Consider the following 21,356-nt stretch of genomic DNA (forward strand, 5'->3'; position numbering starts at 1 on the left):
GAACAGGGAGTGATGCAGGAGATGACGCAGAAATATCTGCCGACCCGTCCCTTCGCTGGCATGACCCAGATCAGGTTCAAAGGGTTCGGCATACGCCATCTCAGCCCATAACAGGACACCCCTCGGAGACATCGGTTATACGATAATTACCGGCAGAGTACAACGGCAGGTTGCGTGCATACCTGCGGCGTCGCTGACAGGCGTATCACCGCAGACACAACACTCAATAAGTGACGTTGTCACTCAAGATCGGCTCCGTTGCTGGCAATGACCTTCTTATACCACCAGAATGACTTTTTACGCGTGCGGGCCAGCGTACCACGCCCGAGATCGTCGCGGTCAACATAGACAAAACCGTAGCGTTTACTCATCTCGCCGGTTGAGGCCGCCACCAGATCGATGCAGCCCCAGCTGGTGTAGCCCATGACCGGCACGCCATCTTCAATCGCGTCACCCATAGCGCGGATGTGTTCACGCAGATAGCTGATGCGGTAGTCGTCATGGATTTCGCCACTGGCATCGGGTTCATCGCGTGCGCCCAGACCATTTTCGACCAGGAAAAGCGGCTTCTGATAGCGGTCATACATCATGTTCATGGTGATACGTAATCCGAGTGGATCGATGCCCCAGCCCCATTCACTGCGCGGCACATGGGGATTCGTCAGAGACTTCACCACATTGGCGGCGCTGCTGTTCTGCTCGTTCATCTCCGCCGAGGCGCAGCGTGAGGCGTAGTAGCTGAACGAAACAAAATCGACGCTGTTTTTCAGAATCTCCGCGTCACCTTCCTCGATCTTCAGCGTTACGCCTTTCTCCCGAAACAGGCGGGCCGCATAGGCAGGATAGGCGCCGCGTGCCTGCACATCGATAAAGAAGAGGTTTTCACGATCTTTCTCCAGCGCGGCCCAGACATCCTCCGGTTTACTCGACCAGGGGTAGAAGTTGCCGCCCGCCAGCATGCAGCCAACCTGGTTAGCCGGATTGACCTCATGCGCAATGCGGGTCACCTGCGCGCTGGCGACCAGTTCATGATGCGCCGCCTGATATTTCACCTGCTCCGGATTTTCGTCTGGTTCAAACACCAGTCCGGCACCGGAGAAGGGGCTGTGGAGCAGGATATTAATCTCGTTGAAGGTCAGCCAGTACTTCACCAGACCATCAAACGCCTCGAAACAGCTGCGGGCATAGCGGGCAAAAAAGTCGATCATTTTACGGTTACGCCACGAGCCATACTCCGTCACCAGATGCATCGGCACATCGAAATGGCAGAGGGTGACCAGCGGTTCGATCTGATGTTTCCGGCACTCTTCAAACACCGAACGGTAAAAAGCAATGCCTTCCGGGCAAGGTGTCAGCTCATCGCCTTTGGGATAGAGACGGCTCCAGGCAATCGAGGTGCGGAACACGCTGAAACCCATCTCCGCCATCAGCGCGATGTCCTCCCGATAGCGATGATAAAAATCGATCGCATTATGGCTCGGGTAGAACTCGTCGTCGCGAAGCGCAAACCGTTTTTCAAGACCGAGTTTGACCGGCATCCGATGCGGGCCATGCGGGATCATATCGACGGTGGTTAACCCTTTTCCGCCTTCGCGAAAACCGCCTTCGCTCTGGTTGGCGGCCAGTGCACCGCCCCATAAAAACCCTTGCGGAAACCTTGATTCAGACATGCATTCCTCTTTTCCGGGTCGCTAAGACCCTTTCCTTTAGTGGCTGTTAATGGCGTTGACGCGTTCGGGTACGGCTGCCGGTTGTGCCGTGGTGGTGGCGTCGGTTTCAGGGATATCTTCAAAGCCTAACAGCAGCGTCAGCACAAACGACAACACCACAGACAACACCATCACCGCGCCGACCCAGACAATACTCATCGGGTTGGTGGGATCAAAAAACTGCACGCTGGTGAACAGGCCAGGCGACGCCATTGAGTGGCTGGCCAGCCCGCCAATGCCCGCTACCGCGCCGCAGATAAAACCGCTAATCAGACAGGCGACCAGCGGGCGTTTCAGGCGGACGGCCACACCATACAGTGCAGGTTCTGAAATGCCGGCAACGATAGCGGAGGCCGCCGCCGCGAGCGCGGTCTGACGCAGTTCCCGGTTTTTGGTGCGGAAGGCTACCGCCAGAGACGATCCCCCCAGAGACAGGTTGGCGCCAATCTCGGAGGGCATCACCATGCCCTCTTTGCCGGTTTCAGCAATGGTCTGAATGATGGTCGGGGTAAACACCCGGTGCATACCGGTCATCACCAGCAGGGGCCAGATCGCGCCCATAATCGCAACCGAGAGCCAGCCGAGATAGCCATGGACGGTGTAGACCAGCGCAGAGATGCCGCTGCCGATCCAGATGCCAATCGGACCAATCAGCACGATCGCGATGGGTGCGGCAATCAGCACAATCAGCATCGGTTTCAGGAAGTTTTTGGTGACGGCCGGGGTAATGCGGTCCACGCCGCGCTCAATGTGTGACAGGATCCAGGTCATCACCAGCGCCGGAATCACCGTGTAGGTATATTTCACCGCCGTGACCGGAATGAAGGCAAATTCCACGGCCTGACCCTGCGCCGCTTTCGCCATCAGATCGATAAAGTTAGGGTGCACCAGCACGCCAGCAATGGCGATCGCCAGCGACATATTGGTTTTAAACTTCAGCGCGGCAGAGGCGGCTACCATCACCGGCAGGAAGAAAAAGGCCCCGTCGCCAATCACGTTGAGAATCACCAGCGTGGAGGAGCCTTTTTCAAACACACCGGCCATATCCAGTATCATCGCCAGCAGCTTAACCATCGACCCGCCGATAATGGCCGGGATCAGCGGTGACATCGTGCCGACCAGCGCATCCAGAATGCCTGCGCCGATGCTTTTCAGCGTGATTTTGCGTTTCACCGGCGTGGATGAGTCGGCGGCAGGGGATCCCATCGCCTGCAGCGCCTGAAAGGCCTGAGAGACGTTATTTCCAATGATCACCTGACACTGGGTGTCGTTGTGAACCACGCCCATCACGCCATCGATCGCTTTCAGCCGGGGATAGTCCACCTGGGTTTCATCTTTCACCACAAACCGCAGTCGGGTCATGCAGTGCGTTACGGCTTCGATATTGTTGAGGCCGCCTAGCGCATCGACGATGGCGCGTGACACCTCGGCATAGTTTCTGGGCATGATCGCTCTTCTCTGTAGGGTAAATCGGTCAATGTTGTTATGTTTTTGCGCCTGCATGCAGGCAGATAGGAAACCGGTTTCACAAAATCATGAAGGGCTTTTATGAGCGGGACAAGCCTAAAAATCAGCCAGATTTTCGTTTTGTGACCGGCGTCACCTGCCATTGGCGCAAAGGCCGGCTGAGCGCGAGGGTAAATATTTCCAATATTGAGAGGCTTAGGTAGACTGCAGAACGACGCAGTAAAGGAGCATCAGCATGGCAACGATTCAGGAAGTGGCGAACAGGGCGGGCGTCTCAAAAGCGACAGTGTCACGCGTGCTCTCCGGCAACGGGTATGTCGGTCAGGAAAAGCGTCAGAGAGTTCTCGACGCGATTGCCGAAACCGGCTACCGCCCTAATCTGCTGGCGCGCAATCTGGCAACGAAAAGCTCTCAGACTATCGGGCTGGTGATCACCAACACCCTCTACAGCGGAAGCTACTTTACGGAACTGATGGCGCACTCGGCGCGCATACTGGAGCAGCAAGGCCGCCAGCTGATTCTAGCCGATGGCAAACATACGGCGGAGCAGGAGCAGGCGGCAATTCAGTTTCTGCTCGATCTGCGCTGCGACGGCATCATCATCTATCCGCGCTTTCTGTCCATTGATGCGCTGGATGCCATTATCTCCCGTCACAAACAGCCGATCCTGGTCATTAACCGGCGGCTGCGTGTCAATCAAACCTACTGCATCTACAGCGATCAGCACGCCGGCAGCGTCACGGCGGTGAGTCATCTGCTGAATCAGGGGCATCGCGACATCGCCTTTATTACCGGATCGCTCGATTCCCCGACCGGGGTGGAACGCCTCTCCGGCTATCGTGCCGCGCTGGCAGCACAGAGTATCGACGCCGATCCGGCGCGTATTGTGTCAGGCCGCTGGACGGCTCAGAGCGGGATGGAGGCCGTGGATACGCTGCTGGCACGCGGGGTATCCTTCTCCGCGCTGGTGGCGAGTAATGATGAGATGGCGATCGGGGCGATCAAACGGCTTACAGCGTGCCGGATAGCGGTGCCCGATCAGGTTTCAGTGATCGGTTTCGATGATATCCCGCTGGCACCCTACATCACGCCGTCATTATCCAGCATGAAACTGCCGGTGACGGAGATGATCAATGAGACGATTCATCGCCTGCTGACCATGCTGGACGGCGGTGACTGGTCTGCTCATCCCCCCTTTACCGCCAGCCTGATGCTGCGCGATTCGGTCACGCAGGGACCAGGCGCGGTTTAACCCCTGGCGACCGTTATCACGTTAACTGCGCGCGCCTTAAGCTGCTCTGCCGTGACGGCATCCAGCGTTTCATCAGTAATCACATGCCCGACCTGATAACCGGATGAGAGCGGATAGGGATGGATCTGGCCAAATTTAGAGGCATCGGTCAGGGCGTAGCTTTCCGCCCCTTTTGCCAGAACGGCATCCACCACATCACAGCGCAGCATGTTGCGACCGGTAAAGCCGGTTTCCGGATGCCAGCCATCCACGCCGACAAATGCCCGGTGAAAGTGAACCTGCTGAATGGAGTAGCGGGTCAGCGGGCCGACGACCGACTCACTGCTTTTCTGCAGCATCCCACCCAGCACAATCACTTCGCAGGCCGCCTCACGCAGAAGCTGGGCAATGTAGTGGCTGACGGTAATCAGGGTCAGATCGGCACGGTCGGCCAGCGCGCGCGCCAGCAGGGCGTTGGTGCTGCCGCCTTCAATAAATACGGACTCCCCCGGCTCAACCAGACGGGCTGCGTGAAGCGCCAGCGCCTGCTTGATGGGATAGCGGGTGTTCAGGCGGGTACCGACATTATCGCTGTCCAGCGCCAGCGCAGAGCCGTGAACCCGCCGCAGCAGACGGTCACGCTCCAGCAGCGTGAGATCCTGACGCACGGTAACTTCAGAAACCCCGGTGAGCTGCGCCAGTTCACTGACCGTCACGCTGCCCCGGCTATTAACCAGTTGAATAATCTGATGATGTCGCGGATTCATAATGGGATGTCGCAGAAAAACAGGAGTGGCAGTGTATCAGGGTTTTCCCCGCGCCGGTGCAGCGCGGGGGCAGATCAGGCTAAATCCAGCGAGCGACGTCCGTTAAGATTGAGATCTTCCGGCATGAAACGTTGATCCCACGCCGCTTCATAATGCTCCGGAGGAAAATCGCCTGGCGAATGGCCCTGCGCCAGCGCCTGTGCGACATGGCGGGCATAGAGGCGGTTTTTTTCACACAGCGGGGCGGCCGGAATGTACATCACATTGCTCCAGCCCTGCTGATCCTCGACCGGCGCCACGGCGTGAATCACATCACAGTGCCACCACACCGAATCCCCTGCCTCTAAGGCCGGTATCGGACAGAGTCCGGCCATCAGATGCGGATGCCACTGCTCGTTAACCGGCAAGACCCGGCCTGGGGCGACGCCGCAGAGTTCATCCTCCGGCACATCCGAAAGCAGTGGACGCAGCAGCACATAAGCCATCGCCTGCGGCACCGGCACGACGTGCAGCAGGCCCTGACCGGGGATCATATCAGAGAGGGCAGTCCAGCCCTGAAAGGTGCGGAACACAGAACATTTGGTGGTGCCAGGCAGATCATACTCATCCACTTCAGTGCGGTGTGCCGCGTCCCAGGGGTCATAAGCGGCAAAGTCACCGTGAAACAGCTTACTGAAAACCTGCTGATAAGCCGGGAGCAGCCAGCGTTCCAGCGCGCCGGAATCGGTATGAGCCCCTAATCCGCGGGAGGTGGTGCCAGGCAGGCGACGGCGAATGCGATCGGGATAGATGATGCTGACATCCGGGTCAAACCACTCTTTGCCCTGTGAATCAAAGGTCCATAACCTGTTCAGGAAAGATTGCGCGTGTGCCATTGCCGGGCTTTGTCGCGCCTGCATTTGCGCCTTCGACCAGTAAACAGGATAAATTTCAGGACGCGAGGCGGCCAGCGTGCCAAAAAAATCATCGCCTGGCCCGCGATACTGTTCGTCAAACCGGTTGAGCTCCAGATAGTCGAGCATCGACTTATCCCAGGCCAGCGCCTGGTCCCGGGGAAAGTGCTGCTTAATCACGACACAGCCGCGCCGTTTAATCCGCGCCCGGGTTTCATCTGAAACCTGTCCCTCAGCAATATCCTGCATCGGCACCACTGGCCAGGCGCTGCCCGTCCACTCCTCATCCGCTTTTGCCTCCGTAATCGCCGCCTCGATGTTGTCACACACCTGCCGGAACAGGCCTTCAACATCACCAATCTGCTGACGCAACTGCTGTTTCACTGCGCGTATTGCCGCTTTGACGTCTTCCGGCAATGGGGTCGATCGGGTCTCATCACGCATCTCATGCTCCTCACTATTCGGGTTGAGTTACGAGTGTAATTAAAATAACCTTCATTCGTAATTTACGGCTGAGATTAACATCTTTTTAACGCTCCGAAACGTGCGTGATAACACAACTCCGGAACCGGAAGGCTCCGAAAGCCGTTAGCAACGTCACTATTTGCATTCTCATTAATCCACACAGCGAGTAAGCTTTATGAATCAAATCAATCAGCCGAAAGGACAGAACGGCGACTCTATAGGGGCAGGTGAGATGGCGGTTAAGATGATTGCGGTGGATATGGATGGCACCTTTCTGGACGACAACAAAGCGTACAACGTTCAGCGGTTTTCACGGCAGTATGCGCTGCTGAAGCAGAAGGGCATCCGTTTTGTGGTCGCCAGCGGAAACCAGTATTACCAGTTACAGCGCTATTTCCCCGACATCAAAGATGAGATCGCGTTCGTCGCGGAGAATGGCGCGTGGGTTTCAGACTGCAACGAAGAGATCTTCTGTGGCGAGCTGGCCCGCGAGAAGGTGCATAAGATTCTGGATATCCTCGCGCATGAACCCGATATTGCGGTGGTGGTGTGCGGGCGTAATGGCGCTTACATGCACGCATCGGCTTCTGACGAGGTGATGGCAAAGCTCTCAAATCACTATCACCGGCTGGAAAAACGCGATGACCTCTATGCCATTGACGATACAATTTTTAAATTCTCGCTGAATCTGGAGCATGAAGGGGTGGATGCCCTGCTGCAACGGCTGCATGCCAGACTCGGCGAGCTGGAAAACATCATGCATCCGGTCTCCAGCGGGTTTGGCTTTATCGACCTGATCATTCCTGGCTGCCACAAGGCGCATGGCATTGCGCTGCTGCAGGAGAAGTGGGGCATCAGCGACTGCGAAGTGCTGGCCATCGGTGACAGCGCCAACGACATTGAGATGCTGCGTCAGGCCTGTTTCAGTTTCTCAATGGCGAATGCCGCCGCTTCTGTCGCCGCCGTGGCGCGATATCAGACGCAAAGCAACAATGAAGAGGGGGCGCTGAATGTGATCTCCCGCGTGCTGGCGCGCGAATTTCCCTTTGAGTGAGGCCGGGCCGGGCTGACTGGCGCACCTGGTTCTCCTCACACCTCCCGGTGGCTGCGCGCGTGATTCTCCATTTCATCCAGCGCAGCCTGATTTTCCAGGCCCCACTGATACATCTGCTCAATCGGCCCGGCAAATGTCATGCCCAGCGCGGTCAGGCTGTACTCCACTTTCGGCGGCACCACCTGCCAGACATGGCGTGCAACCAGCCCGCGCTGCTCCAGCTCGCGCAGCGTCTGAATCAGCATCTTCTTTGAAATTCCCTGCAGGCTCCGCTCCAGTTCACCCGTGCGCGCACGGTGTTCCGGCCAGTGATAAAGCGCATGCAGCACCATCGTGCTCCACTTGACGGAAAAGAGTTCCAGCAGGCGGCGCGGCGGTGAATCCGCATAAAACAAAAGTTTTCCATCAACCCAGGCTGGCATTATTGTCTCCTTAGCAGGGTGGTAACCAAAAGGTAACTACTACCAAAACCGATCCCATGTGTCTATAGTGTGCCGTTTTCTTTACGACCATCAGGTGAGAAGAGGCAACAGATGAAGATCAATGCACTGGTCGCCAGTCAGGCAGATCAACCGCTGCGAGCGGGTCAGGTGGAGTTACGCGAGCTTCAGGCTGACGATGTTAAACTCGAGATCCTTTACTGCGGCGTCTGTCACTCCGATTTGCATATGGCGCGCAATGAGTGGGGCGTAAGCCGCTATCCCCTGGTGCCGGGTCACGAAATTGTCGGCCGGGTGGTGGCAGTGGGTGAGAACGTCACTCAGTTTGCGGTCGGAGAGATTGCCGGGGTCGGCGTGATGGTTGACGCCTGTCGCGAGTGCCATTTCTGCCAGCAGCATGAAGAGCAGTATTGTGAGGCAGGCTTTACGCCGACCTATAACGGAACCGATAAGTACACCGGTAACACGACCTTTGGCGGCTATGCCCAGCATGTGATTGCCGATCACCATTTTGTCGTGCGGGTGCCCGATAACCTGGCGCTGAACGAGGTGGCACCGCTGCTCTGCGCGGGCGTCACCGTCTGGTCACCGCTGCGCCACTTTAATGTTAAAGCGGGGGATCGCGTCGGGGTAGTAGGCCTGGGCGGCCTGGGCCATATGGCGGTTAAGCTGGCCAGTGCGCTGGGCGCAGAGGTCACCTTGTTTACAACCTCGCCAGAGAAAGGGGCGGATGCCCGCCGGCTGGGCGCCAAAAACGTGGTGGTTTCCCGTGACGCGGCCCAGATGGCGGCCTGTCAGGCATCGCTGGATATCATTCTGGACTGCGTGGCTGCGCCACACGATCTCGATCCCTATCTGAATACGCTGAAAACCAACGGTCAGCTGGTGCTGGTGGGTATCCCCGATCAGCCTCATCCGTCACCAAATGTGACACCGATGGTGTTCCGCCGTCTGAGTATTACCGGCACCTCAATTGGCAGTATTCAGGAGACGCAGGAGATGCTCGACTTCTGTGGGCAGCACAACATCACGGCGGATGTTGAGATGATTACCGGTGAAGAGGTCGAAACGGCCTTTGAACGTATGCTGACCAGCGATGTGAAATATCGGTTTGTGATTGATATGCAGAAAACGCGCTGGTAACGCCAGGGGCACGCTGTGAAGGCGTGCCCTTCACGATGCCCGCGTTGCTGAATGAGCGATGATAGTTACAACATACTTTCGCATTTCTGAATCAGGTTTCAGATAGCCGGGTGCGAAAGGGCTGAGCAGCCAGACCGGGCCTGTTGCAGCAAAAAAATACCCGGCTTGCGGGCCGGGTATCCTCTCGATTCTGGCGTTTTAGTTACGCCTGCGCGTCATCCGCTTTATCCTTCGCCGCTTCCTCTTTCTCTGCAGCATGAGTGAAAGGTTTGAGCAGCTGTATATCCAGAATCACATAGACCATGGTGCTGATGAACAGCGAAATCACACTGCCGAAGACGCCGCTGGTGGTGAAGGTCAGATAGTTATAGGTGACCAGCCAAGTCAGGCAGATAAACAGCGCGAGAGAAATGTAGAGATTGGGCACGGAGTAGTTACTGGTGCCGCCCCCCTGGGTATGGGTAGCTTTAAACAGATTACCGAGAGAATATTTTTCCAGCACCAGGATGGCATTTTCCCAGTTGCGCTGTTTACGCGCGCTGGCGCGTGTCAGGAACAGATAGAGTATAGAGACAAAAAAACCGGAGAAGGCGATCAGCACCGGAATCGCCTCCAGAGCATATTCGATGCTCTTATGGCCGGTGGTGGTGCTGAGATCCAGCGTCAGCGAGGCACCGAGCGCAGCATATAAAAACAGGAACAGCAGCATAAATGTCAGAGTGCGTTTCCAGTCACCGTCGATCTCTGCTTCTTTTTGCTGGATAGCCAGCTGAAGCGATTGCTGAATCTGTCGTGCCTGAGGTGAATCTGTGTCGAGCGTGTCGCAGGGCGCAGCAAAGAAGTTATGCATAAACAGCGCATCTTCTTTCTGAATAGTGATTTTCATCAGAAACCTGTGTGCGGAGAAATTTCCTTTATTCTAATCGGCACGACATGAATTAACAGTCACTTTGCCTTTTAAGCCCGCATTAATGGGAAATCAGGTGAAACAGTGAGCTGATAACAGAGTCTGTAGCAAAGTTCTGCGGAGCGCGCTCTTCCTCGCGGCGTAGCTGCTCATAACGCAGCAGGGCTGCATCTGCGTTATCCGCAAAAATCACTTCCCATACGACTCTGTAGCCTTCAGCGGTTAATTTCTCCCGCTTGTCCTTATGGGTGAGATTAATGGCCATGATTTCACGGCTTTTCTGAAGCACGCAGTAATCGGGCATGACTATTTCTCCACAGGTGTGTCGAGCGCCTTAAACTGCTTGATGGCGTCATGAATGTTATTGGTTTCCACGGTCGCAATGCAGCGGTCACCGTTGAAAACATCATAACGGGCATTGCGCAGCTGAAACAGCAGATCGCGTCCCCGAAAGTGGATGCGTTTCTGTCTGACGCCAATGCCATGCCGCCGTAACAGGGCCTGTGACAGGCGATCGGTCTCTTTAGTCATTCCGTTAGCCTCCCGGCAGTACGTGGTCACTGCCAGTAAACCTGATAAACATTAGTTTTATATTAAGAGACAACCCTGTTTTTCGCATGGCCATCCGATGAAGCGGGACGAATGCGCTGCAAAGTGAAGAAGATGCGGGACAGAGGCGGTTTCTGACTTAATAAACCGTAAATGCGGTACACTCATCTCACGCTTCGCCACGAGACAGAGTGCTATGAACGACAAGAAGATGATTTCCATTGATCAGTTCAACGCTGATGAACGACTGGCCGTCGAACAGACCGTTAAAGGGCTGATGGAAAAGTATCGTCAGCGCACCGGTAAAGAGCCGGATAGTAAAAAGGAAAAAGAATTCAGCAGTGAAGCGCGTCGGATCGTTATGACGGCAAAGCAGGAAAAAGAGAAAGCGCAGGCGCTGAAGGCGAAAAAACCCCTCCGCAAAAAGAAACCCTCCTCACTGACAGCCAGTGAAGTCAGCGACTTCAGCTGGTCCGCCTCGGTTGCTAAGGGCCGAAGATAAAAACTTCCCCTCGTGCTGACAGGCGACAGCAGTCATCTGTCAGCCGAACAATACCGGCGTTTAACGCGTAGTCGATCACTCTTAATCCGGCAATAAGAATATTCTGCAAAAATATTACTTTTATTCACCAGTTTGGATAAACTGACGTAACCTTTCGCTGCTTCAGTCTGCATATGAACTATTACACACCTGACGATGCTCAACTGAGGCGGCGCGCCAGCCGATTCGTGCGCCGTATGTTTATGATGCGTCAGCTCGGTACGCTGCTCTGCTTTTTGCCCATCCTGTCAGTGCTGATGGAGCGGGGGAAATGCGCGGAACTCTGCCTGCTGCTGTTCATCAACGCGTTTGTCTGGCCCTATGCCGCCTACAGGCTGGCCTTACGATCGCGCGACCCCACAGGATTTGAACGCAAGAGTCTGACGCTGGATGCGGCTTTTGGCGGCGTCTGGGTGGGGATGATGGCGCTGAGTCCTTTCCCCTCACTGGTTATTATGGCCGTATTGATTTCTGACCGCTATTCCGCGGGCGGCTGGGTACAGCTGAAATCTGCGCTGCAGGCCTTTTTGCTCACCTTTGTGCTGGTATGGTCCGTCGCGGGTGCACCGATCATGCTGAACTTCTCTACCCGTACCGCCTGGCTGACTCTGCCTCTGGCCAGCGTTTATCTGCTGGCGCTCAGTGTGGTTTCGCACAATCTGACGCTGAGCCTGCGTAAGAAGAATCGCGAGCTGGAGCGCATCGCGCTGATGGACCCCGGCCTGAAAATCCCGAACCGTCGTCTGTTTGAGCAGCGACTGGAAAGCGAATTTCTGCGCACTCAGCGAGGCGAGGGCAACGCCTGGCTCATGCTGCTGGATGTGGATCACTTCAAACAGGTTAATGACACGTTTGGCCATGAGGCGGGCGACTTTCTGCTGACAGAGATTTCGGCACTGTTACGAAACAGCGTCGGTCTGAAAGATATTCCCGCCCGATTTGGCGGGGATGAGCTGTGCGTCATTGTGCGTGAGGCCGATGAAGCCAGCATTCTGCGACTGGCTAAGAAGATCCAGGAAGGCATTACCTTGCTGCGGTTGCCTGCTTCGTCCACTTTTCAGAGTTCGGTGAGTATCGGGATTGCTTCAGCGCGCGAAGCGGCTTCGATTCATGAATGGCTGCGACGCGCTGATGAGGCGCTTTATCAGGTGAAGCGCGCCGGACGCAATGATGTGCATGTCTGGCGGGCTTCCTCCCTCAACACACTCAGTGAAGTACGCGACTGAAAAAGTCCAGAGCCTGAGACACTCTCAGGCCACTGGATTAAATTGCCGGGTAATCACCGGTGCCTTCCGGCCAAGGCGTCAGCAGATCGAAGCCGCTTTCCGTCACGGCGACCGTGTGCTCCCACTGCGCCGAGAGTGAACGATCTTTCGTCACCACCGTCCAGCCATCAGACAGCACGCTGGTGCCCGCTTTACCGGCATTGATCATCGGTTCGATGGTGAAGATCATGCCCGCCTTGAGTGGCATACCCTGGCCCGGCGTGCCGTAGTGCAGCACCTGCGGTTCGGTGTGGTAAATCTCGCCCACCCCGTGACCGCAATATTCACGCACCACGGAGAAACCAGCCGCTTCTGCCACACGCTGTATTGCGGCGCCGACATCGCCCAGCGTTGCGCCCGGACGGACCGTTTTGATCCCGGCCACCAGCGACTGATAGGTGATCTCAACCAGCCGTTTCGCCCGGACTGATGGCGTGCCGACAAAGTACATGCGGCTGGTGTCGCCGTACCAGCCATCCTTGATGACTGCTACATCGATATTAACGATATCGCCATCCTTGAGCTTTTTCCCGGCCGGGATACCGTGGCAGACCACATGATTGACGGAGGTGCAGGTAGTGCGGGTATAGCCTTGATAGCCGATGTTGGCGGGCGTCACCTTCAGTTCGTTCACAATAAAGTCGTGACAGATATCATCCAGCTCTTCGGTGGTGATGCCAGGCCGGACGTGTGGCGTGATCATGGCCAGCACCTGCGCGGCAGCCTGTCCCGCTGCCCGGGCCATCTCGATTTCTGCTGCGGTATGAATTTTAACGCTGTTCATGACACATCTCCTTGTGTGGCGAGGATCTCTTCAGGAAGCATATTCCGGATATCGGTGCGGCCTTCCACCTCCAGCCGGATCAGCATCTGCGCCAGTTGGTGTTGGGTCTGCTGGGGATAGAGTTCCGCCAGCATGCCGATTTTAAGCCAGTGTTCAGCCTGTGCATTGATGGAGCGGCTCATCGCCTGACTGGCGATGCGCAGATTCTCATGCATCAAATCCGAGATTTTAACGATACCCATGCTAATCCTATATAAAACGTATATGTTTCGTATATAGCATATCCTTAACCTCATGAGTTGAAAAGGCAAATTACAGCCCGTCCGAAAATGTCCGAAATTTGTCCGAAATTACAGATACATCATACCAGTACGTACGCATCGCCACGGGAGTCCAGGTACTTCTGAGTCATGGTGAGATTCCTGTGGCCCAACAGCCGCTGTGTAAATGCCTGACCGTAATGTGCCTCATATAATCTTCCGGACAGGCTGCGGATTTCGTGAAAGGTTGGCGGGTTTGGCAAGGCGTCCAGACCGCAACGGGCCCGCGTGCGCGTGAATGCCTGCGTCAGGTTTTCCGGGCGAACCGGGCCGGGCCTGCGTCCATGACGTCGTGTAGCGGAATAGATAAAATGCGGTGAAGGATTATTCCGCCGGCATAACTCAATCACGTCGTTCAGTGTCATGCCGATATCGGGCAGCGCCAGATCAACGGGGATGGCTAACTTACTGCCTTTCTTACTCTGTGTGATGAACAGTCTGCCATCACGAACGTCGGTGAACCTCATGCGGGTAATATCCTCCCGGCGCTGAGCAGTAACCACAGCGACCAGCAGTGCCCGGTAAAACCAGGGTTCGGATTCAGGTACGGCCTCTAGCAGCATCCGGAACTGCTCAACTGAAAGCCGGCTCCTCTGAACCCTGGGCTGTTTTGCCCGTGTGGGTTCAACCGGATTCCTTTCAATCACCCCCGCCACAATCGCCTCACGAAACACATCATTCAGGACACTGCGCAGAATGACTGCCATTGTCTGTTTATTTTCGGTGACATAGACATCCAGAAACAGGGCAATATCGCGGGTCGTGACTGCATTCATCGCCAGGTCACCCAAAGATTTCCGGATTGCGTTCAGCTGGTATTTACGCAGCCGAAGGGTGACCGGTTTTACGTTGCGCCTGACAAGGATTGCCTCATAGGATGAAAGCCATTCAGACACTGTCATAACGGGCCGCGCCTGTAATTTATTCAGAAGGGCGGAGGGAACATAATCCCGGTCCAGATAATGGTTGGCTTCAATAGCCTGAGCAATCGCTTCCCGGCGTGAAACATTACCCAGTGAATACTCTTTTCCGGTGTGAGGATTGCGCCAGTGGTACGTCTTGCGGGTGCGGCGGTAGGTCAGATTGCGGGGGAGATTGGCATCATAAGATTCAGGCCTTTTAATCATATGTCACTTTTCCATCAGCAGATTACGCCCGATAAGACTATGCGAATGGGCGTTCGGATTTCTGACGCGTTTACGGGGGTTGAGATACACCGCTTCCGGATGAAGCCGGTACTCTTTGCCGTGTAACTCCGGGCACGGGTAAATTCGCCCTTCGCGTGCCCAGCGGCGAAGAGTGGACAGGGAAGGTGGCTGAGAATAGGTCTCGCTCGCCCACTCAGTCAGGGTAAGCAGCTTAGCCATGATTTACCTCCGGTTTTCGGTCCATAAAAAAACCCCGCAAAGGCGGGGTCTCATTGTTTATCTTTGTCGCGCTTATCCTGCTCAGGCTTCCATTCAAGCCCACACATGTCGCAGGAAAACTTCCTGTCAGGACGCTTTCGTGGTCCCCAGAAATTGCAGAAAGGACACGTTCTGGGTCTGTAAGCTATTTTCATACACCCCACCGATGCAACGAGTGCTATCACCCGGCTCCTGCAACAATACTGTATAATCTGCCTGAATTATTTCTAATCGCTTCCTGCGGAGAATGCATCTTGCATTTATGAAGGATAACAGACTGATTAACACGTTATTTTTGCAGGTTAAAAGCATGGCCGTAGGCCAAGATCGCGGTGATAAGTGGTTTTTGATCGCCGGTTATTACCGATAAAGGCTGGAATTTATTTTGAATAGATATTTACTCTGCTCTGGCGAGGTTAATGGTGTAGATAAACGCTGCCAGTATGAAACCCGTATTAATTGAATTGACCATTGATGCCTGCCTGTAAGTGGAACTAATAAGTGTTATCTATTTTTCAGTATAGAATGATTTATTAGCTTTAGAAAGATTGTTTTAAAACGTTAATCACATTATTCAGAAGACGAGGTGAGAAGAAAATATTGTACATCTTCACCAAGAATATCCGTCTTCAGGGTTGCAAACAGGGGCGCAATGTAATCCCCACTTTCACCATTTTGCTCAATATAGTCCCGGGCTTCGTCATAAGTCAGGAAAGGCTTATCTGCTTTACTCTCTGCATGTTTTACAGTCCATGAAACAGGTGAGGCGGTCAGGGATAACCGCGCGATGAAATACACCATTTGCTCAACCGGGTCAGAACAATGATGATTCAGTCGGTTGTCAATATAACTCAATAGCTTCCCTTTCATTCTGGCTCCGATCAGGCGAGTGTGTGTGCATTGACGTTTATATTCAAAACGGTTAGTAATTCTGGTCAGGTCTGATGACAAGTAAATTAGCATCGTGAATTTGTTTCGTGAAGTCAGAAAAATGAATAATCGTATGTCTTTGAATGTGTGCAGGGGGCTCCTTTTTTTTTGAAAATTTCAAGACCAACCATTACGAATTATACTTTTACATAATTCCGCGCGATGCGCAGACCAGCATGCGTTGATTTCCTTTCTGGCGAGCTTTATGGCCTTACGCCAGAGTTTACTCGCCTGTTCGTACTGGCCAGAACGCTCAGCTCTGGCGGCTGATTCAGCGACAGAATTGTAACGATCATTTCGGTTTATCTTTGCCATGCTGACGGACGGGTTCATAATCGCCTCTTAATGACCAGGGTCAGGGGGTGCTTTTTGCCTGCGCTTCCACAAGCTCTGCTTTGCGGACCAGAAAAACATCCGTTGCTTTACTGAGCAAATCAGGATGGTTAGCAAGCTTGAGAGCAGCGTATCGATAGCATTTGTCGAGGCCTGGCAGAGTGACCTCATTCAGGGCAGCGCCGGAAAAATCAGTCAGCAGCTCTTCAGGTGTTCGTTCAGCCAGCCGCTTGCTGCCCGGACAGCCATCATGGCTGGCAATGTCTCCCTCCCTGGCCGGGATATCTTCCTCTGACACGGCAGGAGAGGCTTTCGCGGAGTTCTCCTGCCCGCACGGCAAAGTAAGCGCCTGGCTGTTAATAAGCGCGTTCAAATCATCCCCCGGGGTTGCAGGCATAATATTGTGTTCAACAGGGCGAACCGTCTCAAGTTCATCAGGTGTATAAACGCCCAGAATGACATCTGGACAATGCAGGCGGGCCCAGCGTTTGACAGCCAGATAAGCCAGTTGCTGTTTAGGATCGCTTGCCCAGAGTGTGGAGTTTCTTACCTGCGCCTGTGACAACAGCAACTCCAGAATTCGCGGCTTCGCCTCATTCTTCATCGTTGCCCAGACGCGGACACCGCATCCTGATTCATCGTTGAGTGTCCAGTCAGGCGCCGCGTACTTATTCCCCTTACCGGAGGTTTTTTCGGTAAATTTGCCAATGACGTTCTCCCAGGGACCAAACCATTCGTATTGAAGGCGATCGCGCGTCGGTGCCATTGTCGTGATGACAGCATTGACCAGTTGTGCTTCGTAGCCCAGTACGCCGCTGACCATGTACGTCTTCTGTGCTACGGCAAAGGGATTCATTTGCCACTGCAGTGCCTGCATTGCCACGGCGAGACAGTCTGACGCATTGCCGGCCAGATGAGCGGGAACGGTGACTCGGCTGTTTGCCATAATTTCGGCAAGGCGGATCAGCTTATCCAGCGTGTCAGGACTGAATATCGCCGCGGTGTTTGGGGTAGTTTCTGGTGTGGTGAGTTGTCTGCTCATAACAAATTATCCTGTTTGCGTGCCCAGGCCGGACGCCTGAGTTCTTCGACGCCGCCCCAGTTGTTGCTGAGACGGCAATGATGGTAAGTGTTCAGATCACGGCGAAAGAGCTGGTAGCCAGTCTTAACATCTGCTGCGTGCAGCTGGAACGTACGCACCGGGTACCGACCGCAGTCGATGTTTTCACTGACCGCGATAAACACGAATTGCGGATATTCCCCGAAATGCGCACTGAAACCTTCGCGATAACAGGCGTCCTGAACGTGATAGCGAAATTCTTCGACATGACGCGCGAACCGCGCCATGTCCGCGACTTTTTTTATATCCGCAATAACCGGCTGCGTGGTCAGGAATTTATCGGGCCGGATGCGACAAAGCTCACCGGTTTCGTCATCATTCCAGTAAATCGAGGCTTCACAGTGCCCATCGGCTTCCAGTAGACAGCGTGCAGCGGGATGCGCGAAGACGCTCTCACGCATCAGCTGTAGCTTCCGGCTTTGATCTGCGTCCAGTACGATCAGGCCGAGTCCCGCACAGTCACGAAGATAAGCCTGTTCGCTGATTTTTCCTTCCGTGGTGCGCCGGTTGAAATTCGGTGCCACAACATATCTGCTGTCGAACCTGTCCGGCTCCAGAAGCAGGCAGTGAAGGGCACTTCCCATTTCCAGTGCGACCGTCTTCGCTTCATCGACGGGGGCATATTTACGCCAGAGATAAACTGCCGGATTGAGGGCAATGTCATCCAGCTGTGATTTACTGACGCCCGGCCCGGCGTGATAAGCTTCATTGCTGAGGTCGTGATAAATACCCGGTTTCATTCCGCCGCCTCCCAGCCAAGCAGCACCTGCAGGTCGTAATTACGGGCCGCCTGCAGATAGGCAAGATTCGTGATAAAGCTGATGTATTCCTCACCGGCTTCCGGATGGGCACAGCACTTCATCGCATCAGGATGAAGGTTCCAGTGGCGGAACAGGTGAAGGTGGTCAGGAAAACAGGACAGGAGCCGCTGGGCTTCGTCATCGATCCACTGTTCTTTCATGATGGCGTCCTGCTCCCGGTCATCCAGGTAATCTTTGTGACGTTCCAGCAATGCAAAGGGCGTGGTCATGGCTTCCCCTCCTGAAGAAGAATGCCGACAAACCGGTCAAAGACCACCTGCATCACGGGCAGTGGTGGCTGGGGTGGCAATGCCGGGGATGAGGGCGACGAAAAGCTGGCACCGTTAACGATATTTTCAGGCGTAAACTCGATATCACGAATGGCATTAAAAGGGCGAGCAAAAGCAGCATCGCCCCTGATGTCTGGTTGCATCATGGGAAATGATCCTTTAAATAGTCAGTTAACCTGTTCCGGTTCTGATAAGCCCGGCAGTACGATGAGGGGCAGGGATGACGTGTTTACTCAGGTGTCAGTGTATCCGGGTATGACGGCATCAGACCCAGCATTTACTCTTCTTCTTCACGGCGGGCCTCGCGGGTCGCCTTTAGGATTTCAACCGGGTCTCCAGCTATCCGCGTATGAATAACAAACGTGCCCGTGTGAGTAACCCGGGCATCAGGCGCGGCAGTGACTGCAGCCCTGACCACACGTTCATGGAAAAATGCACGAAAAACACAGGTCCGGATATGAAGCGTCGCTTCTGCGGGCGTCGCGATGTACTGGATTTTCATTTCTGAATCTCCTGTTAGTGAAAACTAACTGATATCGACATCAATTGTCAGGCCACTGATCCGCACCGGGTATCATCCGGGTACTGCCTGTGCAGAACTGAACAACAATCCCGCATACAGGCATTTCCAGTGATGGGCATCATGAAGATGCTGTTGCTCTTTAGCATTTTCGGCGTATCGACGCTGTCTTTCCCGGCAGAGCAATGCGGCTAACCGCCGGGCTATATCTGATTGTCATAGTCTGCATGGCTGAGTAATTCCCAGCTCTGCCCCTTGTCTCTGGATAACAGCCGCCACTGAGGGGTTACCCGCAAAGTCAGGTACTGCCCACGATAGGTTCGTCTCGCATGGATTTTGCCGGTACGCCAATGCTCTTTTATTCGTTCAGCACGCTGTCTTATCCGTTCAGGTGCGTGAGGTTTTGACATCAGTCTCACCTCATATCAGCGCGCAGACTGTGGCCAATTGCTGCGCAAAAGCCCGATGAAAGCTTTTCATGAAATGCTTACGCCGTCTTAAGGAATTCAGGTTAAAAATGAACCGGTCAGTTTGCGTGTGGTAACGCATACGATGCCTCCTGATGCAAAAAAACCGCCTCATCGGGCGGTCGTGTCAGATAACATGAGTTGCGTTCAGTCATTCACCCCTTCTTCAGGCGGGTATGCGCAGCAGGGGCATTTGTGGCGCAGCTCAGGGTACAGTTCAAAGATGCCCGACAGATTTGCCCTGAGCATTTCATCCAGCGGACCCATGACGCTTTGACGATATAGCGCGGCCTCATCAGAACTGACTTTACCCTCGCTGTTCATACCATCGATTTTCGTCACTGAGGTTGTGACAAGTTTTGCCAGTGCCAGCAAAGTGTCAGTGATATGCTCTGCTGCTTCCCGGTTTTTCATAATGAACCTCCTGAAAAGATAACTTCCCTGCAAGCAGGTGATGGTCACCTGTCCCGCAGGACATGTTTGTATCAATGAATAATGATGATGCGGGTATGACGAACGAAGTCCGCTAAGTCAGCCCCCACCTTTTGCCATTGCGTCAGCGCCTCAAGCACGTCAGTCCGGGACTTACACTGGCTGGCACTCAGATAGGCGTGTATATGGATCAATGCGAGCCGCTGCATCTCCTTGTGTGTAAGAGCTTCCGTGGATCTGTTTTTGGTCATGATGTACTCCGGATAAAAAGAAATAAAAAAACCCGCCGAGGCGGGTTGAGTCTGGTTTAGCTGGAAACCGTCAGGAAAAGATAATCAGAAAACCGAAATAAGCAGGTCATGTGAATATGCTGGCCTGCCAGTCGAGCGGTTATGAAGTTACTCAGAACTATTTTCGGAGCCTTCTTCACAGCGCTCACAGATACTGCATCTGGAGCCTAAATCAGGATATTCAGCAATGACAGGATCAAGAAGTTCGGTGTACAGGATCTCAAGGATGACATTGACTTTATGTAGGTGGGTGCCAGCCTGTTCTTCAGTGACTTTCCCCTCCTTTTGATAATGAACCATCTGGCCAGTCGACTCTTCAAGTTCCCGGGCTATCATCATGACGGTCTGACTGATACGCACTGCTGCTTCGCGATATAACATGTTTACTCCTCAGGTGAAGTTGCCCTTCAGGCAGAGTGGAAAGGGGGTATGAAGCCGCAGAGGCACTGCTTTTCAGCATAAAGCCGAAAAAAATCCCGCACTGGGCGGGAAGGTTGCAGGCACTGCGTTTGTTGATAACGACTTTTAGTTTTGGATCAGGGTGCCACTACTTTCTTAATTCCCTGGTGTCAGGTCAGGCCTGACGGTGATGTTATAGGGGAGTTCAGATTCAGAGTTCTGAATAAATTCATAAATCCTTTCGCGCAGACACCTCGTTTTAAGATGCGTAAAAGATTTATGTGCATCAGTGATGGGACAGAGTGAGCAGGGGAGATTTATTTTTGTGAGGTTTGCTCTTCCCGAAGCAACAACGACGCGCGTCGCGGATCAGGACTAACTCACTGCGCGTTGCTGGCTTATGATATCTGTTTATGTGCACCAGAGGTGCCCGCGGGTCAAACCTGAGACCGCAAACCGGACACGTTACACTGTGCTTTTTCATTAGAACCTCCATCAACAAAGGAAATGGCGCTATGTAGTGCCATCTCGTTTGCTGAGAGGATGGTGGGTTTTGCCACTTCGGGATCTCGTGCTCCTGCACTCCTCCCGCCCGACAATATGCTGTGCCGTTCAGAATGAAGGTAGGATACATATTGTATTTTGTTTTATCAATACAAATTGTATATTTACCTGAGGTGCGTTTACTTGTTGACTTCAAACAGGAAGAGTGAAATCTGAAAGAGATTGCTCTCTTAATCAGTGAATAGAAAGGATAAAATGATATTTTGTGCTTTTTACTTTAGTTTCAGTTTAGATTCGACTGCAATTGCTAAGATTTTATGCTCATCTGTG

Annotated in this window: 28 protein-coding genes and 1 riboswitch; of the genes, 5 read left to right on the plus strand and 23 right to left on the minus strand. The window is 54.0% G+C overall.

Annotation, left to right across the window (positions count from 1 at the left end):
• Positions 1–30 precede the first annotated feature (30 nt).
• Positions 31–133: riboswitch (TPP riboswitch) on the minus strand.
• A gap of 106 nt (positions 134–239) precedes the next feature.
• Together FJW00_RS01040 and ascF are read right to left on the minus strand one after the other, a co-directional pair.
• Positions 240–1,670 (minus strand): 6-phospho-beta-glucosidase, encoded by a 1,431-nt coding sequence (locus FJW00_RS01040; RefSeq protein WP_140922828.1) that lies wholly within the window; start codon positions 1,668–1,670, stop codon positions 240–242.
• A 36-nt stretch (positions 1,671–1,706) separates the two neighbouring features.
• Positions 1,707–3,155, minus strand: coding sequence for a PTS cellobiose/arbutin/salicin transporter subunit IIBC (gene ascF, locus FJW00_RS01045; RefSeq protein ID WP_058957089.1), 1,449 nt, complete (start codon positions 3,153–3,155; stop codon positions 1,707–1,709).
• A 256-nt stretch (positions 3,156–3,411) separates the two neighbouring features.
• Between ascF and FJW00_RS01050 the strand changes: the two genes are divergently transcribed.
• On the plus strand, positions 3,412–4,428 hold the full coding sequence (locus FJW00_RS01050; RefSeq protein ID WP_140922830.1) for a LacI family DNA-binding transcriptional regulator: 1,017 nt from the start codon (positions 3,412–3,414) through the stop codon (positions 4,426–4,428).
• Here the strand turns inward: FJW00_RS01050 and FJW00_RS01055 are convergent.
• On the minus strand, positions 4,425–5,174 hold the full coding sequence (locus FJW00_RS01055; RefSeq protein ID WP_140922832.1) for a DeoR/GlpR family DNA-binding transcription regulator: 750 nt from the start codon (positions 5,172–5,174) through the stop codon (positions 4,425–4,427). The genes FJW00_RS01050 and FJW00_RS01055 overlap by 4 nt on opposite strands.
• Before the next feature lie 74 nt (positions 5,175–5,248).
• Positions 5,249–6,511 (minus strand): DUF1479 domain-containing protein, encoded by a 1,263-nt coding sequence (locus FJW00_RS01060; RefSeq protein ID WP_140922834.1) that lies wholly within the window; start codon positions 6,509–6,511, stop codon positions 5,249–5,251.
• A gap of 253 nt (positions 6,512–6,764) precedes the next feature.
• Here FJW00_RS01060 and FJW00_RS01065 point away from each other — a divergent pair, with 253 nt between their 5' ends.
• Positions 6,765–7,586, plus strand: a complete 822-nt coding sequence (locus tag FJW00_RS01065) for a Cof-type HAD-IIB family hydrolase (protein WP_140029457.1) — start codon at positions 6,765–6,767, stop codon at positions 7,584–7,586.
• 35 nt (positions 7,587–7,621) lie between these two features.
• Here FJW00_RS01065 and FJW00_RS01070 read toward each other — a convergent pair whose 3' ends face one another.
• Complete coding sequence (locus tag FJW00_RS01070; protein ID WP_140029354.1) at positions 7,622–8,008, minus strand: winged helix-turn-helix transcriptional regulator; 387 nt, start codon at positions 8,006–8,008, stop codon at positions 7,622–7,624.
• A 111-nt stretch (positions 8,009–8,119) separates the two neighbouring features.
• On the opposite strand from FJW00_RS01070, the gene FJW00_RS01075 reads away from it, so the two are divergent.
• Positions 8,120–9,169 carry an NAD(P)-dependent alcohol dehydrogenase gene (locus FJW00_RS01075; RefSeq protein WP_140922836.1) on the plus strand — a complete coding sequence of 350 codons (1,050 nt, stop codon included), beginning with the start codon at positions 8,120–8,122 and terminating at the stop codon, positions 9,167–9,169.
• Positions 9,170–9,371: 202 nt separating this feature from the next.
• Here the strand turns inward: FJW00_RS01075 and FJW00_RS01080 are convergent, their stop codons facing one another.
• The 3 genes from FJW00_RS01080 to FJW00_RS01090 all read right to left on the minus strand — a co-directional run bounded on the left by FJW00_RS01080 (position 9,372) and on the right by FJW00_RS01090 (position 10,607).
• The gene (locus FJW00_RS01080; protein WP_140922838.1) at positions 9,372–10,055 is read right to left on the minus strand and encodes a RipA family octameric membrane protein; all 684 of its coding nucleotides are present in this window, start codon (positions 10,053–10,055) and stop codon (positions 9,372–9,374) included.
• An 82-nt stretch (positions 10,056–10,137) separates the two neighbouring features.
• Positions 10,138–10,341 carry a hypothetical protein gene (locus FJW00_RS01085; protein WP_258317001.1) on the minus strand — a complete coding sequence of 68 codons (204 nt, stop codon included), beginning with the start codon at positions 10,339–10,341 and terminating at the stop codon, positions 10,138–10,140.
• A gap of 41 nt (positions 10,342–10,382) precedes the next feature.
• A complete protein-coding gene (locus FJW00_RS01090) occupies positions 10,383–10,607 on the minus strand; it encodes a hypothetical protein (RefSeq protein WP_009092851.1) in 225 nt (74 codons plus the stop codon).
• A gap of 214 nt (positions 10,608–10,821) precedes the next feature.
• On the opposite strand from FJW00_RS01090, the gene FJW00_RS01095 reads away from it, so the two are divergent.
• Both FJW00_RS01095 and FJW00_RS01100 read left to right on the plus strand, forming a co-directional pair.
• Positions 10,822–11,127 (plus strand): hypothetical protein, encoded by a 306-nt coding sequence (locus FJW00_RS01095; protein ID WP_009092853.1) that lies wholly within the window; start codon positions 10,822–10,824, stop codon positions 11,125–11,127.
• 173 nt (positions 11,128–11,300) lie between these two features.
• Positions 11,301–12,392, plus strand: coding sequence for a sensor domain-containing diguanylate cyclase (locus tag FJW00_RS01100; RefSeq protein WP_140922842.1), 1,092 nt, complete (start codon positions 11,301–11,303; stop codon positions 12,390–12,392).
• Between the two features lie 37 nt (positions 12,393–12,429).
• Here the strand turns inward: FJW00_RS01100 and map are convergent, their stop codons facing one another.
• The 15 genes from map to FJW00_RS01175 form a co-directional block, all read right to left on the minus strand.
• The gene (gene map, locus FJW00_RS01105) at positions 12,430–13,215 is read right to left on the minus strand and encodes a type I methionyl aminopeptidase (protein WP_046102748.1); all 786 of its coding nucleotides are present in this window, start codon (positions 13,213–13,215) and stop codon (positions 12,430–12,432) included.
• Positions 13,212–13,457: a ParD-like family protein gene (locus tag FJW00_RS01110; RefSeq protein WP_009092856.1), complete on the minus strand. Its 246-nt coding sequence runs from the start codon at positions 13,455–13,457 to the stop codon at positions 13,212–13,214. The genes map and FJW00_RS01110 overlap by 4 nt, the downstream gene beginning before the upstream one ends.
• 119 nt (positions 13,458–13,576) lie before the next feature.
• A complete protein-coding gene (locus tag FJW00_RS01115) occupies positions 13,577–14,662 on the minus strand; it encodes a tyrosine-type recombinase/integrase (RefSeq protein WP_140922844.1) in 1,086 nt (361 codons plus the stop codon).
• A gap of 3 nt (positions 14,663–14,665) precedes the next feature.
• Positions 14,666–14,902, minus strand: coding sequence for an excisionase (locus tag FJW00_RS01120; protein WP_140922846.1), 237 nt, complete (start codon positions 14,900–14,902; stop codon positions 14,666–14,668).
• Between the two features lie 609 nt (positions 14,903–15,511).
• Complete coding sequence (locus tag FJW00_RS01125) at positions 15,512–15,811, minus strand: hypothetical protein (RefSeq protein WP_140922848.1); 300 nt, start codon at positions 15,809–15,811, stop codon at positions 15,512–15,514.
• A 177-nt stretch (positions 15,812–15,988) separates the two neighbouring features.
• Positions 15,989–16,204 carry an ANR family transcriptional regulator gene (locus FJW00_RS22705; RefSeq protein ID WP_140922850.1) on the minus strand — a complete coding sequence of 72 codons (216 nt, stop codon included), beginning with the start codon at positions 16,202–16,204 and terminating at the stop codon, positions 15,989–15,991.
• Positions 16,205–16,226: 22 nt separating this feature from the next.
• Positions 16,227–17,246 carry a RecT family recombinase gene (locus FJW00_RS01135; RefSeq protein WP_140922852.1) on the minus strand — a complete coding sequence of 340 codons (1,020 nt, stop codon included), beginning with the start codon at positions 17,244–17,246 and terminating at the stop codon, positions 16,227–16,229.
• A complete protein-coding gene (locus FJW00_RS01140) occupies positions 17,243–18,064 on the minus strand; it encodes a PD-(D/E)XK nuclease-like domain-containing protein (RefSeq protein WP_140922854.1) in 822 nt (273 codons plus the stop codon). Before FJW00_RS01140 ends, FJW00_RS01135 begins: the two co-directional genes overlap by 4 nt.
• Positions 18,061–18,354: a host nuclease inhibitor GamL gene (gene gamL, locus FJW00_RS01145; RefSeq protein WP_140922856.1), complete on the minus strand. Its 294-nt coding sequence runs from the start codon at positions 18,352–18,354 to the stop codon at positions 18,061–18,063. Before gamL ends, FJW00_RS01140 begins: the two co-directional genes overlap by 4 nt.
• Positions 18,351–18,560, minus strand: a complete 210-nt coding sequence (locus tag FJW00_RS01150) for a hypothetical protein (RefSeq protein WP_140922858.1) — start codon at positions 18,558–18,560, stop codon at positions 18,351–18,353. Before FJW00_RS01150 ends, gamL begins: the two co-directional genes overlap by 4 nt.
• A 131-nt stretch (positions 18,561–18,691) precedes the next feature.
• Positions 18,692–18,916 (minus strand): hypothetical protein, encoded by a 225-nt coding sequence (locus FJW00_RS01155; RefSeq protein WP_140922860.1) that lies wholly within the window; start codon positions 18,914–18,916, stop codon positions 18,692–18,694.
• A 221-nt stretch (positions 18,917–19,137) separates the two neighbouring features.
• Complete coding sequence (locus tag FJW00_RS22780) at positions 19,138–19,344, minus strand: ParE family toxin-like protein (protein ID WP_140922862.1); 207 nt, start codon at positions 19,342–19,344, stop codon at positions 19,138–19,140.
• Between the two features lie 204 nt (positions 19,345–19,548).
• The gene (locus tag FJW00_RS01165; RefSeq protein ID WP_140922864.1) at positions 19,549–19,815 is read right to left on the minus strand and encodes a hypothetical protein; all 267 of its coding nucleotides are present in this window, start codon (positions 19,813–19,815) and stop codon (positions 19,549–19,551) included.
• A gap of 71 nt (positions 19,816–19,886) precedes the next feature.
• Positions 19,887–20,084, minus strand: a complete 198-nt coding sequence (locus FJW00_RS01170) for a hypothetical protein (protein WP_140922866.1) — start codon at positions 20,082–20,084, stop codon at positions 19,887–19,889.
• Between the two features lie 147 nt (positions 20,085–20,231).
• Complete coding sequence (locus FJW00_RS01175) at positions 20,232–20,504, minus strand: hypothetical protein (protein WP_140922868.1); 273 nt, start codon at positions 20,502–20,504, stop codon at positions 20,232–20,234.
• Positions 20,505–21,356 lie beyond the last annotated feature (852 nt).

Source organism: Pantoea anthophila (assembly GCF_006494375.1).
GTDB classification, from domain to species: Bacteria; Pseudomonadota; Gammaproteobacteria; order Enterobacterales; family Enterobacteriaceae; genus Pantoea; species Pantoea anthophila.